Origin of the sequence: Phytopseudomonas argentinensis, from assembly GCF_900113905.1 — a bacterium.
GTDB lineage: Bacteria > Pseudomonadota > Gammaproteobacteria > Pseudomonadales > Pseudomonadaceae > Aquipseudomonas > Aquipseudomonas argentinensis.
This window is the reverse complement of record NZ_FORC01000010.1, coordinates 1-16289: the sequence shown is the minus strand read 5'-3', so window position 1 is coordinate 16289 and position 16289 is coordinate 1. Positions and strand designations below refer to the sequence as shown.

Below are 16289 nucleotides of genomic sequence, written 5' to 3'. Positions count from 1 at the left end.
ACCACTGACGTGACCGGTTCGTGCGAACTGCCGGAAGGCGTTGAGATGGTAATGCCGGGCGACAACATCAAAATGGTTGTCACCCTGATCAAGCCGATCGCCATGGAAGACGGCCTGCGCTTCGCAATTCGCGAAGGTGGTCGTACCGTTGGTGCCGGTGTTGTAGCAAAGATCGTCGAATAATCGATTGATCTGTCCCCGTCAGGCCGGCATAATGGTCGGCCTGATTTTGTTCTAGGTCAGTAGCTCAATTGGCAGAGCGACGGTCTCCAAAACCGTAGGTTGGGGGTTCGATTCCCTCCTGACCTGCCATTTTCTAACGGATTTGGCGTGTCTTCTCACAGGATCCTAGTTCATGAATGTTAAGGCTGAAGCCAAAGACTCTCGTTTTGATCTGCTCAAGTGGATCGCGGTGGCCCTGCTGGTGGTCGCTGGAGTGGTCGGTAATCAGTACTTTTCGGGTGAGCCGATTCTGTACCGTGTCGTTGCTCTGCTCGTGCTGGCGGTCGTCGCCGCACTGATCGCGCTGCAAACGACAAAGGGTCAGTCCTTCTTCGGGTTGGCCAAGGAAGCTCGCGTCGAGATTCGCAAGGTTGTCTGGCCGACGCGCCAGGAAACCACGCAGACCACGCTGATCGTCGTCCTTGTCGTCCTGGTGATGGCATTGGTGCTCTGGGGGCTCGATTCGCTCCTCGGTTGGCTTGTGTCGTTTATTGTAAGCTGAGATAGGGTGTCCCGTGGCTAAGCGTTGGTACGTTGTGCATGCTTACTCGGGTTACGAGAAGCATGTAATGCGTTCGCTGATCGAGCGCGTTAAATTCGCCGGAATGGAAGATGATTTCGGCGAGATTCTGGTCCCCACCGAAGAAGTGGTGGAGATGCGTAACGGCCAGAAGCGCAAGAGTGAGCGCAAGTTCTTTCCAGGTTATGTGCTGGTGCAGATGGAAATGAACGAGGCGACTTGGCACTTGATCAAGGATACGCCGCGTGTGATGGGCTTTATCGGCGGTACCGCCGACAAGCCTGCGCCGATCACCGAGAAAGAAGCTGATGCGATTCTGCGTCGCGTCGCTGATAGCGGTGACAAGCCCAAGCCGAAGACGTTGTTCGAGCCGGGCGAGATGGTACGTGTTATCGATGGTCCGTTCGCTGATTTCAGTGGCGTCGTCGAAGAAGTGAACTACGAGAAGAGCCGTATCCAGGTGGCGGTGACCATTTTCGGTCGGGCCACCCCGGTCGAGCTGGAGTTCAGTCAGGTCGAGAAGTCGTAACTGACAAACGCATCCCATACCCCGCAGCCATAGGCTGCGGGGTTTTGTTGTCACTGGGATAAACAGGCAATTGTCGGGGAGCCGAAAGGCGCTAGAACCCGTAACTGGAGTAGCTAATGGCTAAGAAAATCACGGCTTACATCAAGCTGCAAGTAAAGGCCGGTCAGGCCAACCCGTCGCCACCCGTCGGCCCGGCTCTGGGTCAGCACGGCGTGAACATCATGGAATTCTGCAAGGCGTTCAACGCCAAGACTCAGGGCATGGAACCTGGTCTGCCGACTCCAGTGATCATCACTGTATACAGCGACCGTAGCTTCACGTTCGAAACCAAGAGCACCCCGGCCTCCGTTCTGCTGAAAAAAGCAGCGGGTCTGACCAGTGGCTCGGCTCGTCCGAACACTGTCAAAGTCGGCACCGTGACTCGTGCTCAGCTCGAAGAGATCGCCAAGACCAAGCAGGCTGATCTGACCGCAGCTGATATGGATGCAGCCGTGCGTACCATCGCCGGTTCTGCTCGTAGCATGGGCCTCAACGTGGAGGGTGTGTAATGGCTAAGCTGACCAAGCGCCAAAAGGCTATCGCAGCCAAGATCGAGCCGGGCAAGGCCTACAGCTTCAACGACGCTGCTGCGCTGCTGGCTGAAATCTCCGCCGTCAAGTTCTCCGAGTCGGTTGATATTTCCATCAACCTCGGCGTTGACCCGCGTAAATCCGACCAGGTCGTTCGTGGTGCCACCGTTCTGCCTAACGGCAGCGGCAAAACCGTTCGCGTTGCTGTGTTCACCCAGGGTCCGGGCGCTGAAGCTGCTCTGGCTGCCGGTGCTGACCGCGTAGGCATGGACGATCTGGCTGCCGAAATGAAAGGCGGCGACCTGAACTATGACGTCGTCATCGCTTCTCCGGACGCCATGCGCGTTGTTGGCCAGCTGGGCCAGGTACTCGGCCCGCGCGGTCTGATGCCCAACCCGAAAGTCGGCACCGTAACGCCGGACGTCGCTACTGCAGTCAAGAACGCCAAGGCTGGTCAAGTACGTTTCCGTACCGACAAGAACGGCATCATCCACGGTTCGGTCGGCAAGGTTGGCTTCGAAGCCGACAAGCTGAAGCAGAACGTGGAAGCACTGCTGGCCGATCTGAAGCGCCTGAAGCCGTCGACCTCGAAAGGCGTCTACGTCAAGCGCGTGACCCTGAGCACCACCATGGGCCCAGGTCTGCTGATCGATCAAGGTTCGCTCGACGCTTAATGCATGACGGCAGGTACGCATTGTGTACCTGCCGCGAAAAAATTGGGGTCCCTGCCTGGCGGGGGCTATCCAAGACCGTAGGGGGCGCAAGTCTCAAACCCGAAGAGCGATCTTCCACCCTACGCAGATGGTGCTCCCGATTCTTACCGAATCAGACACCAAAACGCCGTCCGGCTCAGGCCGGGCGAAACGGTAACATCCAGGAGTAAACCCGTGGCAATTAAACTCGAAGACAAGAAGGCCATCGTCGCTGAAGTCAACGAGGCTGCCAAAGCTGCCCTGTCCGCTGTCGTGGCTGATGCCCGTGGCGTGACCGTAAGCGCTATGACCGGACTCCGTAAAGAGGCCCGCGAAGCTGGCGTATACGTACGTGTCGTACGTAATACCCTGCTCAAGCGCGCCGTTGAAGGCACTCAGTACGACGTGCTCAACGACGTGTTCAAAGGCCCGACCCTGATTGCGTTCTCCAACGAGCACCCGGGCGCTGCTGCCCGTCTGTTCAAGGACTTCGCCAAGGGTCAGGACAAGTTCGAGATCAAAGCCGCTGCGTTCGAGGGCAAGTACCTTGCAGCCAATCAGATCGACGTACTGGCAAGCCTGCCGACTCGCGACGAGGGTATCGCACAGCTGATGAGCGTTATCCAAGGCGCCACCAGCAAGCTCGCTCGCACGCTGGCAGCCATTCGCGACCAGAAAGAAGCCGCCGCAGCCTAAGGCCGCGTAGCACCTTTCGAAATCACATGTTTAATTTGATGGTCGCGTAGGCCGTCACCCCAATACAGGAATTCATAGTCATGTCTCTGACTAACGAGCAAATCATCGAAGCGATCGGCCAGAAATCCGTTATGGAAATCGTCGAGCTGATCAAGGCGATGGAAGAAACCTTCGGCGTTACCGCTGCTGCTGCTACCGTTGCCGCTGCTGGCCCGGCTGCTGCCGCTGCTGAAGAGCAAACCGAGTTCACCGTTGTCCTGGCCGAAGCTGGCGACAAGAAAGTGAACGTGATCAAGGCCGTTCGCGAACTGACCGGTCTGGGTCTGAAAGAGGCTAAAGCAGTCGTTGACGGCGCTCCTGGCGTGGTCAAAGAAGGCGTGTCGAAAGACGAAGCCGAAGCTGCCAAGAAAGCTCTGGAAGAAGCAGGCGCCAAAGTCGAGCTCAAGTAAGCGACGACCTTGCGTCTACAGCCCGCGCGATTCGCACAAGGCTGACGGCTGGTGGCTCTTGCCACCGGCCTTTTTCCGTTCTAACTCGGCTATTTGATAGCCCTGGCCTGGAGCGTGAAATACCCACCAACGCGGTGGCGCAAACCTAGGGTTTGCACGAGTTTCTGGCTGCTCCCGTCGGAGGAGCCAAATAAGCAGGTGACCAAGCTGGGGAACGCTGATGGCTTACTCATACACTGAGAAAAAACGTATCCGCAAGGACTTTAGCAAGTTGCCGGATGTCATGGATGTGCCGTACCTCCTGGCCATCCAGCTGGATTCTTATCGCGAATTCCTGCAGCAGGGCGCGAACAAGGATCAGTTCCGCGACATCGGCCTGCATGCGGCCTTCAAATCTGTATTCCCGATCATCAGCTACTCCGGCAACGCTGCTCTGGAATACGTCGGCTATCGCCTGGGCGAGCCGGCGTTTGATGTCAAGGAGTGCGTGCTGCGTGGCGTGACCTTCGCAGTACCGCTGCGCGTGAAAGTGCGCCTGATCATTTTCGACAAAGAATCGTCGAACAAAGCGATCAAGGACATCAAAGAGCAGGAAGTGTACATGGGCGAAATTCCGCTCATGACCGAGAACGGTACCTTCGTCATCAACGGTACCGAGCGTGTGATCGTTTCCCAGCTGCACCGTTCCCCAGGTGTGTTCTTCGACCACGACCGTGGCAAGACCCACAGCTCGGGCAAGCTGCTGTACTCCGCGCGCATCATTCCTTACCGCGGTTCCTGGCTGGACTTCGAGTTCGATCCGAAGGACGCCGTATTCGTGCGTATCGACCGTCGTCGCAAGCTGCCGGCTTCGGTACTGCTGCGCGCGCTGGGCTATAGCACTGAAGAAGTGCTGGATGCCTTCTACACCACCAACGTATTCCACGTTAAAGGCGAAGGCCTGAGCCTGGAGCTGGTGCCGCAGCGCCTGCGCGGCGAGATCGCCAGCCAGGATATCCTGGACGGCAGCGGCAAGGTGATCGTCGAGCAGGGTCGTCGTATTACCGCTCGCCACATCAACCAGCTGGACAAAGCCGGCATCAAGGAGCTGGACGTACCGTTCGACTACCTGATCGGCCGTACCACCGCCAAGGCCATCGTGCACCCGGCTACCGGCGAAATCCTCGCCGAATGCAACACCGAGCTGTCGGTCGAGCTGCTGGCGAAGATCGCCAAAGCCCAGGTAGTGCGCATCGAAACCCTGTACACCAACGACATCGACTGTGGTCCGTTCATCAGCGACACGCTGAAGATCGACAGCACCACCAATCAGCTCGAAGCGCTGGTCGAAATCTACCGCATGATGCGTCCTGGCGAGCCACCTACCAAGGATGCCGCCGAGACCCTGTTCAACAACCTGTTCTTCAGTGCCGAGCGTTACGACCTGTCCGCCGTGGGCCGCATGAAGTTCAACCGTCGTATCGGTCGTACCGAGATCGAAGGTTCGGGCGTGTTGAGCCGCGAAGACATCGTCGAAGTGCTCAAGACCCTGGTCGACATCCGTAACGGCAAAGGTATCGTCGATGACATCGACCACCTGGGTAACCGCCGTGTACGTTGCGTCGGCGAGATGGCCGAGAACCAGTTCCGTGTTGGCCTGGTGCGCGTCGAGCGTGCGGTCAAGGAACGTCTGTCGATGGCCGAAAGCGAAGGCCTGATGCCGCAGGATCTGATCAACGCCAAGCCGGTTGCGGCCGCGGTGAAGGAATTCTTCGGTTCCAGCCAGCTTTCCCAGTTCATGGACCAGAACAACCCGCTCTCCGAGATCACCCACAAGCGCCGTGTTTCCGCACTCGGCCCGGGCGGTCTGACCCGTGAGCGCGCAGGCTTCGAAGTCCGCGACGTACACCCGACCCATTACGGCCGCGTGTGCCCGATCGAAACGCCGGAAGGTCCGAACATCGGTCTGATCAACTCCCTGGCCGCCTATGCCCGCACCAACCAGTACGGCTTCCTGGAAAGCCCGTACCGCGTCGTGCAGGAAGGCAAGGTCACCGACGAGATCGTGTTCCTGTCCGCCATCGAAGAAGCTGATCACGTGATCGCTCAGGCTTCGGCCACGATGAACGACAAGAAGATGCTGATCGACGAGCTGGTAGCTGTTCGTCACCTCAACGAGTTCACCGTCAAGGCGCCGGAAGACGTCACCCTGATGGACGTCTCGCCCAAGCAGGTCGTTTCCGTTGCTGCCTCGCTGATCCCGTTCCTCGAGCACGACGACGCCAACCGTGCGTTGATGGGTTCGAACATGCAGCGTCAGGCCGTTCCGACCCTGCGTTCGGACAAGCCGCTGGTCGGTACCGGCATGGAGCGCAACGTCGCCCGTGACTCCGGCGTCTGCGTCGTGGCTCGCCGCGGTGGTGTGATCGACTCCGTCGACGCCAGCCGTATCGTGGTTCGCGTTGCCGATGATGAAGTCGAGACCGGTGAAGCCGGTGTGGACATCTACAACCTGACCAAATACACCCGCTCCAACCAGAACACCTGCATCAACCAGCGTCCGCTGGTGCAGAAAGGTGATGTGGTTGCGCGTGGCGACATCATGGCCGACGGCCCGTCCACCGACATGGGTGAACTGGCGCTGGGTCAGAACATGCGCGTCGCGTTCATGCCCTGGAACGGTTACAACTTCGAAGACTCCATCCTGCTCTCCGAGCGCGTGGTTCAGGAAGACCGCTTCACCACGATCCACATCCAGGAACTGACCTGTGTGGCCCGTGACACCAAGCTCGGCCCAGAGGAAATCTCTGCGGACATCCCGAACGTGGGTGAAGCTGCTCTGAACAAGCTCGACGAAGCCGGTATCGTCTACGTCGGTGCCGAAGTCGGCCCTGGCGACATTCTGGTTGGCAAGGTCACCCCGAAAGGCGAGACCCAGCTGACCCCGGAAGAGAAGCTGCTGCGCGCCATCTTCGGTGAGAAGGCCAGCGACGTTAAGGACACCTCCCTGCGCGTGCCGACCGGCACCAAGGGTACCGTCATCGACGTCCAGGTCTTCACCCGTGACGGCGTCGAGCGCGATGCGCGTGCCCTGTCGATCGAGAAGAGTCAACTGGACGAGATCCGCAAGGATCTCAACGAAGAGTTCCGCATCGTCGAAGGTGCGACCTTCGAGCGTCTGCGTTCCGCCCTGGTTGGCAAGGTCGCCGAAGGCGGCGCTGGCCTGAAGAAAGGCGCAACGATCACCGACGAAGTGCTCGACGGCCTGGAGCGCGGCCAGTGGTTCAAGCTGCGCATGGCTGACGATGCCCTGAACGAGCAGTTGGAAAAGGCCCAGGCCTACATCTCCGACCGCCGTCAGCTGCTCGACGACAAGTTCGAAGACAAGAAGCGCAAGCTGCAGCAGGGCGACGACCTGGCGCCGGGCGTACTGAAGATCGTCAAGGTCTACCTGGCCATCCGCCGTCGCATCCAGCCGGGTGACAAGATGGCCGGTCGTCACGGTAACAAGGGTGTGGTCTCGGTGATCATGCCGGTCGAAGACATGCCGCACGACGCCAACGGCACACCGGTGGACATCGTCCTCAACCCGCTGGGCGTACCGTCGCGTATGAACGTCGGGCAGATCCTCGAAACCCACCTGGGTCTTGCGGCCAAGGGCCTGGGCGAGAAGATCAACCTGATGCTCGAAGAGCAGCGCAAGGTCGCTGAGCTGCGCAAGTTCATGCAGCAGATCTACAACGAGATCGGCGGCCGTCAGGAAAACCTCGACGAGTTGAGCGACCAGGAAGTGTTGGCCCTGGCCAACAACCTGCGCAAAGGCGTGCCGATGGCGACCCCGGTGTTCGACGGTGCCAAGGAAAGCGAAATCAAGGCCATGCTGAAACTGGCAGATCTGCCGGAAAGCGGCCAGATGCGCCTGATCGACGGCCGTACCGGCAACCAGTTCGAGCGCCCGACCACGGTCGGTTACATGTACATGCTGAAACTGAACCACCTGGTGGACGACAAGATGCACGCTCGTTCTACCGGTTCCTACAGCCTGGTTACCCAGCAGCCGCTGGGTGGTAAGGCGCAGTTCGGTGGTCAGCGCTTCGGGGAGATGGAGGTCTGGGCGCTGGAAGCCTACGGCGCCGCCTACACCCTGCAGGAAATGTTGACCGTCAAGTCGGATGACGTGAACGGCCGTACCAAGATGTACAAGAACATCGTGGATGGCGATCACCGTATGGAGCCGGGCATGCCCGAGTCCTTCAACGTGTTGATCAAAGAGATCCGTTCGCTCGGTATCGATATCGATCTGGAAACCGAATAACACGACGTGAATCGGCAGCGGGGCTTCATTCCCGCTGCCTGCTCCGCCAGGAGGAAAGGCCTTGAAAGACCTACTGAATTTGCTGAAAAACCAGGGTCAAGTCGAAGAGTTCGATGCCATTCGCATCGGCCTTGCTTCGCCTGAGATGATCCGTTCGTGGTCGTTCGGTGAAGTTAAAAAACCGGAAACCATCAACTACCGTACGTTCAAGCCTGAGCGTGACGGCCTGTTCTGCGCCAAGATCTTTGGCCCGGTAAAGGATTACGAGTGCCTGTGCGGCAAGTACAAGCGCCTCAAGCACCGCGGTGTGATCTGTGAGAAGTGCGGCGTTGAAGTCGCCCTGGCCAAGGTTCGTCGTGAGCGCATGGCGCACATCGAACTGGCTTCGCCGGTCGCCCACATCTGGTTCCTGAAGTCGCTGCCGAGCCGTATCGGCCTGCTGATGGACATGACCCTGCGTGATATCGAGCGCGTGCTCTACTTCGAGAGCTATGTCGTTATCGACCCAGGCATGACCACCCTCGAGAAGGGGCAGCTGCTCAACGACGAGCAGTACTTCGAAGCGCTGGAAGAGTTCGGTGACGACTTCGACGCCCGCATGGGTGCCGAGGCCGTTCGCGAGCTGCTGCACGCTATCGACCTGGAGCACGAGATCGGCCGCCTGCGCGAAGAGATTCCGCAGACCAACTCGGAAACCAAGATCAAGAAGCTGTCCAAGCGTCTGAAGTTGATGGAAGCCTTCCAGGGTTCCGGCAACCTGCCAGAGTGGATGGTGCTGACCGTTCTGCCGGTTCTGCCGCCAGACCTGCGTCCGCTGGTTCCGCTCGACGGTGGCCGTTTCGCCACTTCCGACCTGAACGACCTGTATCGCCGCGTCATCAACCGTAACAACCGTTTGAAGCGCCTGCTCGATCTGTCCGCTCCGGACATCATCGTGCGCAACGAAAAGCGCATGCTGCAGGAAGCGGTCGACGCCCTGCTCGACAACGGTCGTCGCGGTCGCGCCATCACCGGTTCCAACAAGCGTCCTCTGAAATCCCTGGCTGACATGATCAAGGGTAAGCAGGGTCGTTTCCGTCAGAACCTGCTCGGTAAGCGTGTGGACTACTCCGGCCGTTCGGTTATTACCGTAGGTCCGGCCCTGCGCCTGCACCAGTGCGGTCTGCCGAAGAAGATGGCCCTTGAGCTGTTCAAGCCGTTCATTTTCGGCAAGCTGGAAATGCGTGGTCTGGCGACCACCATCAAGGCCGCCAAGAAGATGGTCGAGCGCGAGCTGCCGGAAGTGTGGGACGTTCTCGCCGAAGTGATTCGCGAACACCCCGTGCTGCTCAACCGTGCACCGACCCTGCACCGTCTGGGTATCCAGGCGTTCGAGCCGGTGCTGATCGAAGGCAAGGCCATCCAGCTGCACCCGCTGGTCTGCGCCGCGTACAACGCCGACTTCGACGGTGACCAGATGGCCGTTCACGTGCCGCTGACGCTGGAAGCCCAGCTCGAAGCGCGCGCGCTGATGATGTCGACCAACAACATCCTGTCGCCTGCCAACGGTGAGCCAATCATCGTGCCGTCCCAGGACGTGGTACTGGGTCTGTACTACATGACCCGCGAAGCCATCAACGCCAAGGGCGAAGGTCGCGTGTTCGCCGACCTGCAGGAAGTCGACCGCGTGTTCCGCGCCGGCGAAGCGTCCCTGCACGCCCGTGTGAAAGTGCGTATCAACGAAGTCATCAAAGACCGTGACGGCACCATCACCAAGAACACCCGTATCGTCGACACCACCGTCGGCCGTGCGCTGCTGTTCCAGGTCGTGCCCGCTGGCCTGTCGTTCGACGTGGTCAACCAGTCGATGAAGAAGAAGGCGATCTCCCGTCTGATCAACCAGTGCTACCGCACCGTGGGTCTGAAGGACACCGTGATCTTCGCCGACCAGTTGATGTATACCGGTTTCGCCTACTCGACCATCTCCGGTGTGTCGATCGGCGTGAACGACTTCGTCATCCCGGACGAGAAGGCGCGCATCATCGACGCCGCCACCGAGGAAGTGAAGGAAATCGAATCGCAGTACGCCTCCGGCCTGGTTACCCAGGGCGAGAAGTACAACAAGGTGATCGACCTCTGGTCGAAGGCCAACGACGAAGTGTCCAAGGCGATGATGGCCAACCTCTCGAAAGAGAAGGTCATCGACCGTGAGGGCAACGAAGTCGATCAGGAGTCCTTCAACTCCATGTACATGATGGCCGACTCCGGTGCGCGTGGTAGTGCCGCGCAGATCCGTCAGCTGGCCGGTATGCGTGGTCTGATGGCCAAGCCGGACGGCTCGATCATCGAGACGCCGATCACCGCGAACTTCCGTGAAGGCCTGTCGGTTCTGCAGTACTTCATCTCGACTCACGGTGCGCGTAAAGGTCTGGCGGATACCGCACTGAAGACCGCGAACTCCGGTTACCTGACCCGACGTCTGGTCGACGTGGCCCAGGATCTGGTAGTGACCGAGATCGATTGCGGCACCGAGCAGGGCCTGCACATGACCCCGCACATCGAAGGCGGCGACGTGGTCGAGCCGCTGGGTGAGCGCGTACTGGGCCGTGTCATCGCCCGCGACGTGTTCAAGCCTGGCACCGAGGACGTCATCGTTCCGGCCGGTACCCTGGTCGACGAGCAGTGGGTCGAGTTCATCGAACTCAACAGCATCGACGAAGTGATCGTGCGTTCGCCGATCAGCTGTGAAACCCGCTACGGTATCTGCGCCAAGTGCTACGGTCGCGACCTGGCCCGCGGTCACCAGATCAACATCGGTGAAGCGGTCGGTGTTATCGCTGCTCAGTCCATCGGTGAGCCGGGTACCCAGCTGACCATGCGTACGTTCCACATCGGTGGTGCTGCAAGCCGGACCTCGGCTGCCGACAGCGTCCAGGTGAAGAACGGTGGTGCGGTGCGTCTGCACAACCTCAAGCACGTCGAGCGTCTGGACGGCAACCTGATCGCGGTATCGCGTTCCGGTGAGCTGGCTATCGCCGACGAGTTCGGTCGTGAGCGCGAGCGCTACAAGCTGCCGTACGGTGCGGTCATCACCGTGAAGGAAGGTGACAAGGTCGACGCCGGCGCCATCGTCGCCAAGTGGGACCCGCACACCCACCCGATCGTGACCGAAATGAAGGGTACCGTTACCTTCGTCGGCATGGAGGAGGGCATCACCATCAAGCGCCAGACCGACGAACTGACCGGTCTGACCAACATCGAAGTGCTCGATCCGAAGGATCGTCCGGCAGCCGGCAAGGACATCCGTCCTGCGGTCAAGCTGGTCGACGCCAATGGCAAGGACCTGCTGCTGCCGGGTACCGACGTACCGGCTCAGTACTTCCTGCCAGCCAACGCCCTGGTCGGCGTGGCCGATGGTGCGCAGGTTGCGGTCGGTGACGTTATCGCCCGTATCCCGCAGGAAACCTCGAAGACCCGTGACATCACCGGTGGTCTGCCGCGCGTTGCCGACCTGTTCGAAGCGCGTCGTCCGAAAGAAGCCTCGATTCTGGCGGAAATCAGCGGCACCATCTCGTTCGGTAAGGAGACCAAGGGCAAGCGCCGTCTGGTCATCACCCCGACCGATGGCAGCGATCCGTACGAAGAGCTGATCCCGAAATGGCGCCACCTGAACGTGTTCGAAGGTGAGCAGGTCAACAAGGGTGAAGTCATCTCCGACGGTCCGAGCGATCCGCACGACATCCTGCGTCTGCTGGGCGTCAGCGCGCTGGCCAAGTACATCGTCAACGAGATCCAGGACGTTTACCGTCTGCAGGGCGTGAAGATCAACGACAAGCACATCGAGACCATCCTGCGTCAGATGCTGCGCAAGGTCGAGATCAGCGAAGCCGGCGACTCCAGCTTCATCAAGGGCGACCAGATGGAGCTGACTCAGGTACTGGGCGAGAACGAGCGCCTGGTCGAAGAGGACAAGTTCGTGGCCAAGTACACCCGCGTGCTGCTGGGTATCACCAAGGCGTCGCTGTCCACCGAGTCGTTTATCTCGGCGGCATCCTTCCAGGAAACCACTCGCGTCCTCACCGAGGCGGCGGTCACTGGCAAGCGCGACTTCCTGCGTGGCCTGAAGGAGAACGTGGTCGTGGGTCGTCTGATCCCGGCGGGTACCGGTCTGGCCTATCACAGCGAGCGCAAGCGCAAGCGTGATGCCGAGAAGCCGATGCGCGTCAGCGCCAGCGAAGTGGAAGCAGCGCTGACCGAAGCGCTGAACTCCAGCGAAAATTGAGAGCGCGTCCCGGCTGCCTGGCAGCCGGGATACGTATCTTGACTGGGGGGGCGAGTCTCTTTAGACTCATGCACCCCTAAATATGGCAGGGCATCAGCCCTGCCATTTGTTTATGGTGTAAATAAATAGCGTCGAAAGACGGACAGTGGAGCTAGTAGATGGCAACTATCAACCAGCTGGTGCGTCAGCCGCGCAAGCGTATCGTCGAGAAATCCGACGTGCCTGCGCTGCAGAACTGCCCCCAGCGTCGTGGCGTATGCACTCGCGTGTATACCACCACGCCGAAAAAACCTAACTCGGCACTGCGTAAAGTTTGCCGTGTACGCCTGACCAACGGTTTCGAGGTTTCCTCGTACATCGGTGGTGAAGGCCACAACCTGCAAGAGCACAGCGTCGTGCTGATCCGTGGCGGTCGTGTAAAAGACTTGCCAGGTGTGCGTTACCACACCGTTCGCGGCTCGCTGGACACCTCGGGTGTCAAAGGCCGTAACCAGGGTCGTTCGAAGTACGGTACCAAGCGTCCGAAGTGATCGGCCGTCGGTACTGAATGCAGTTTCTAATTTTATTGAGTCGATAAGAGTAAGGTCGGGCGTAACCGAAGGGTTGCAGTTCCGGGCTAACCTGAAGACCGTTTGAGGGCTTATCAAATGCCAAGACGTCGTGTAGCAGCCAAGCGCGAAGTGCTTGACGATCCAAAATACGGAAGCCAAATCCTGGCCAAGTTCATGAACCACGTAATGGAGAGCGGCAAGAAAGCCGTTGCCGAGCGTATCGTTTATGGCGCCCTGGATAAGGTCAAAGAGCGCAAGAACAGCGATCCCCTGGAAATCTTCGAGAAAGCTCTCGACGCCATCGCTCCGCTGGTCGAAGTGAAGTCGCGCCGTGTAGGCGGTGCTACTTACCAGGTTCCGGTCGAAGTTCGTCCGTCTCGTCGTAACGCTCTGGCCATGCGCTGGCTGGTGGATTTCGCCCGCAAGCGTGGCGAAAAATCCATGGCGCTGCGTTTGGCTGGTGAGCTGCTGGACGCTGCCGAAGGCAAAGGCGCCGCAGTCAAGAAGCGTGAAGACGTGCACCGTATGGCCGAGGCCAACAAAGCATTCTCGCACTACCGTTTCTAAATCCGGCATCACTCAATTTGCGAGGGCTTTATGGCTCGTAATACAGCAATTAACCGCTACCGTAACATTGGTATTTGCGCGCACGTCGATGCGGGCAAGACCACGACTACCGAGCGGATCCTGTTCTATACAGGTCTCAGCCACAAAATGGGTGAGGTGCATGACGGTGCAGCCACTACCGACTGGATGGTGCAGGAGCAGGAGCGCGGTATCACCATTACCTCCGCTGCCGTTACCACTTTCTGGAAAGGTTCGCGTGGTCAGTACGACAACTACCGCGTAAACGTCATCGACACCCCCGGCCACGTCGACTTCACCATCGAAGTAGAGCGTTCGTTGCGCGTGCTCGACGGCGCTGTCGTGGTGTTCTGTGGTACTTCGGGCGTTGAGCCGCAGTCGGAAACCGTATGGCGCCAAGCCAACAAGTACGGCGTGCCGCGCGTTGTCTACGTCAACAAGATGGACCGTGCAGGTGCCAACTTCCTGCGCGTCGTCGGTCAGATCAAGAACCGTCTGGGTCACACTCCGGTGCCGATTCAGCTGGCCATTGGTGCAGAAGAGAACTTCGAAGGTCAGGTCGACCTGATCAAGATGAAGGCCATCTACTGGAACGATGACGACAAGGGCACCACCTACCGCGAGGAAGAGATTCCGGCGGAAATGCTCGAGCTGGCCAACGAGTGGCGCAGCAACATGGTCGAGGCTGCTGCCGAAGCCAACGAAGAGCTGATGAACAAGTACCTTGAAGAAGGTGAACTGTCCGTCGAGGAAATCAAGGCCGGTCTGCGTCTGCGCACCCTGGCCAGCGAAATCGTTCCGGCCGTTTGCGGTTCGTCGTTCAAGAACAAGGGCGTGCCCCTGGTTCTCGACGCCGTGATCGACTTCCTGCCTGCTCCGACCGAAATCCCGGCCATCAAGGGTATCCACCCTGATCTGATCGAGAAGCCGAAGGAAGAGCTGGTAGACGCCGACTTCGACGAGCGTCACGCTTCCGACGACGAGCCGTTCTCGGCTCTGGCGTTCAAGATCGCTACCGACCCGTTCGTCGGTACCCTGACCTTCGTGCGCGTCTACTCGGGCTTCCTGACCTCCGGTGACTCCGTCATCAACTCGGTCAAGGGCAAGAAAGAGCGCGTTGGTCGTATGGTGCAGATGCACGCCAACCAGCGTGAAGAGATCAAGGAAGTGCGCGCAGGCGACATCGCCGCGCTGATCGGCATGAAGGACGTCACCACTGGTGACACCCTGTGCAACGCCGATAAGCCGATCATCCTCGAGCGTATGGACTTCCCGGAGCCGGTTATCTCGGTAGCCGTCGAGCCGAAGACCAAGGCTGACCAGGAGAAGATGGGTATCGCACTGGGCAAACTCGCTCAGGAAGACCCTTCGTTCCGCGTCAAGACCGACGAAGAGACTGGCCAGACCATCATCTCCGGTATGGGTGAGTTGCACCTGGACATCCTCGTTGACCGCATGAAGCGCGAGTTCAACGTCGAGGCCAACATCGGCAAGCCGCAGGTTTCCTACCGCGAGAAGATCACCAAGAACTGCGAAATCGAAGGCAAGTTCGTTCGTCAGTCCGGTGGTCGTGGTCAGTTCGGTCACTGCTGGATCCGCTTTGCGCCGGCAGACGAAGGTCAGGAAGGTCTGGTATTCGTCAACGAAGTCGTGGGCGGTGTGGTTCCGAAGGAATACATCCCGGCCATCCAGAAGGGCATCGAAGAGCAGATGAAGAACGGCGTCGTTGCCGGCTATCCGCTGATCGGCCTGAAGGCGACCGTGTTTGACGGTTCCTACCATGACGTCGACTCCAACGAGATGGCGTTCAAGGTGGCAGCTTCCATGGCGACCAAGCAGCTGGCCCAGAAGGGCGGCGGTGTTGTGCTTGAGCCGATCATGAAAGTAGAAGTGGTAACCCCTGAGGACTACATGGGTGACGTGATGGGTGACCTGAACCGTCGTCGTGGTCTGATCCAGGGTATGGAAGACTCGGTTTCCGGTAAGGTTATCCGTGCCGAGGTTCCGCTGGGTGAGATGTTCGGTTACGCAACCGACGTTCGCTCCATGTCCCAGGGTCGCGCAAGCTACTCCATGGAATTCTCCAAGTACTCCGAGGCTCCGGCGAACATCGTCGAAGCTCTGGTTAAAAAACAAGGCTGATTCAGCCCTTTAGGCAAGAGGTTCACTGTCGTGGCTAAAGAAAAATTCGAACGTAACAAACCGCACGTCAACGTTGGCACCATCGGTCACGTTGACCATGGCAAAACCACTCTGACCGCTGCTCTGACTCGCGTCTGCTCCGAAGTATTCGGTTCGGCTCGCGTCGACTTCGACAAGATCGACAGCGCACCGGAAGAGAAGGCTCGTGGTATCACCATCAACACTGCACACGTAGAGTACGATTCCAACATTCGTCACTACGCGCACGTTGACTGCCCGGGTCACGCTGACTACGTCAAGAACATGATCACTGGTGCTGCCCAGATGGATGGCGCGATCCTGGTTTGCTCGGCCGCTGATGGTCCGATGCCGCAGACTCGTGAGCACATCCTGCTGTCCCGCCAGGTAGGCGTTCCGTACATCGTTGTCTTCCTGAACAAGGCTGACATGGTTGACGACGCCGAGCTGCTGGAACTGGTCGAGATGGAAGTTCGCGATCTGCTGAGCACCTACGACTTCCCAGGCGACGACACCCCGATCATCATCGGTTCGGCGCTGATGGCTCTGAACGGCCAAGACGACAACGAGATGGGCACCACTGCCGTCAAGAAGCTCGTCGAGACTCTGGATACCTACATTCCTGAGCCGGTTCGTGCCATCGACCGTCCGTTCCTGATGCCGATCGAAGACGTGTTCTCGATCTCCGGCCGCGGCACTGTAGTGACCGGTCGTGTAGAGCGCGGTATCGTCAAGATCCAGGAAGAAATCGAGATCGTTGG

13 protein-coding genes and 1 tRNA gene are annotated in these 16289 nt (G+C 59.2%); all 14 read left to right on the top strand.

What is annotated here, in order from left to right; translation table 11 throughout:
* Positions 1-183 (top strand): EF-Tu C-terminal domain-related protein (locus BM154_RS23430; RefSeq protein WP_074890273.1); only part of this gene is annotated, 183 nt, incomplete at its 5' end.
* A 53-nt stretch (positions 184-236) separates the two neighbouring features.
* A tRNA-Trp gene (locus BM154_RS23425) sits at positions 237-312 on the top strand.
* A gap of 43 nt (positions 313-355) precedes the next feature.
* The gene (secE, locus tag BM154_RS23420; RefSeq protein ID WP_074890271.1) at positions 356-724 is read left to right on the top strand and encodes a preprotein translocase subunit SecE; all 369 of its coding nucleotides are present in this window, start codon (positions 356-358) and stop codon (positions 722-724) included.
* Between the two features lie 13 nt (positions 725-737).
* Positions 738-1271 (top strand): transcription termination/antitermination protein NusG, encoded by a 534-nt coding sequence (gene nusG, locus BM154_RS23415; RefSeq protein ID WP_074890268.1) that lies wholly within the window; start codon positions 738-740, stop codon positions 1269-1271.
* 116 nt (positions 1272-1387) lie between these two features.
* Positions 1388-1819 (top strand): 50S ribosomal protein L11, encoded by a 432-nt coding sequence (gene rplK / locus BM154_RS23410; RefSeq protein WP_013789749.1) that lies wholly within the window; start codon positions 1388-1390, stop codon positions 1817-1819.
* Complete coding sequence (gene rplA / locus BM154_RS23405) at positions 1819-2514, top strand: 50S ribosomal protein L1 (RefSeq protein WP_070887121.1); 696 nt, start codon at positions 1819-1821, stop codon at positions 2512-2514. The genes rplK and rplA overlap by 1 nt, the downstream gene beginning before the upstream one ends.
* Positions 2515-2727: 213 nt before the next feature.
* Entirely contained in the window at positions 2728-3228 is a 501-nt protein-coding gene (rplJ, locus tag BM154_RS23400) for a 50S ribosomal protein L10 (RefSeq protein ID WP_070887122.1), read from the top strand.
* Between the two features lie 80 nt (positions 3229-3308).
* A complete protein-coding gene (rplL, locus tag BM154_RS23395) occupies positions 3309-3677 on the top strand; it encodes a 50S ribosomal protein L7/L12 (RefSeq protein WP_074890265.1) in 369 nt (122 codons plus the stop codon).
* 220 nt (positions 3678-3897) lie between these two features.
* Positions 3898-7971: a DNA-directed RNA polymerase subunit beta gene (gene rpoB / locus BM154_RS23390; protein ID WP_074890262.1), complete on the top strand. Its 4074-nt coding sequence runs from the start codon at positions 3898-3900 to the stop codon at positions 7969-7971.
* A 61-nt stretch (positions 7972-8032) separates the two neighbouring features.
* Positions 8033-12232, top strand: coding sequence for a DNA-directed RNA polymerase subunit beta' (gene rpoC, locus BM154_RS23385; RefSeq protein WP_074890260.1), 4200 nt, complete (start codon positions 8033-8035; stop codon positions 12230-12232).
* Positions 12233-12390: 158 nt separating this feature from the next.
* Positions 12391-12762 carry a 30S ribosomal protein S12 gene (rpsL, locus tag BM154_RS23380; protein WP_003186084.1) on the top strand — a complete coding sequence of 124 codons (372 nt, stop codon included), beginning with the start codon at positions 12391-12393 and terminating at the stop codon, positions 12760-12762.
* A 117-nt stretch (positions 12763-12879) separates the two neighbouring features.
* The gene (gene rpsG, locus BM154_RS23375) at positions 12880-13350 is read left to right on the top strand and encodes a 30S ribosomal protein S7 (protein ID WP_010490886.1); all 471 of its coding nucleotides are present in this window, start codon (positions 12880-12882) and stop codon (positions 13348-13350) included.
* 30 nt (positions 13351-13380) lie between these two features.
* Positions 13381-15510: an elongation factor G gene (gene fusA / locus BM154_RS23370; RefSeq protein ID WP_074890258.1), complete on the top strand. Its 2130-nt coding sequence runs from the start codon at positions 13381-13383 to the stop codon at positions 15508-15510.
* A gap of 30 nt (positions 15511-15540) precedes the next feature.
* Positions 15541-16289, top strand: a 749-nt coding sequence (locus BM154_RS23365) for an elongation factor Tu (protein ID WP_139225515.1), incomplete at its 3' end; no start/stop codon positions are given.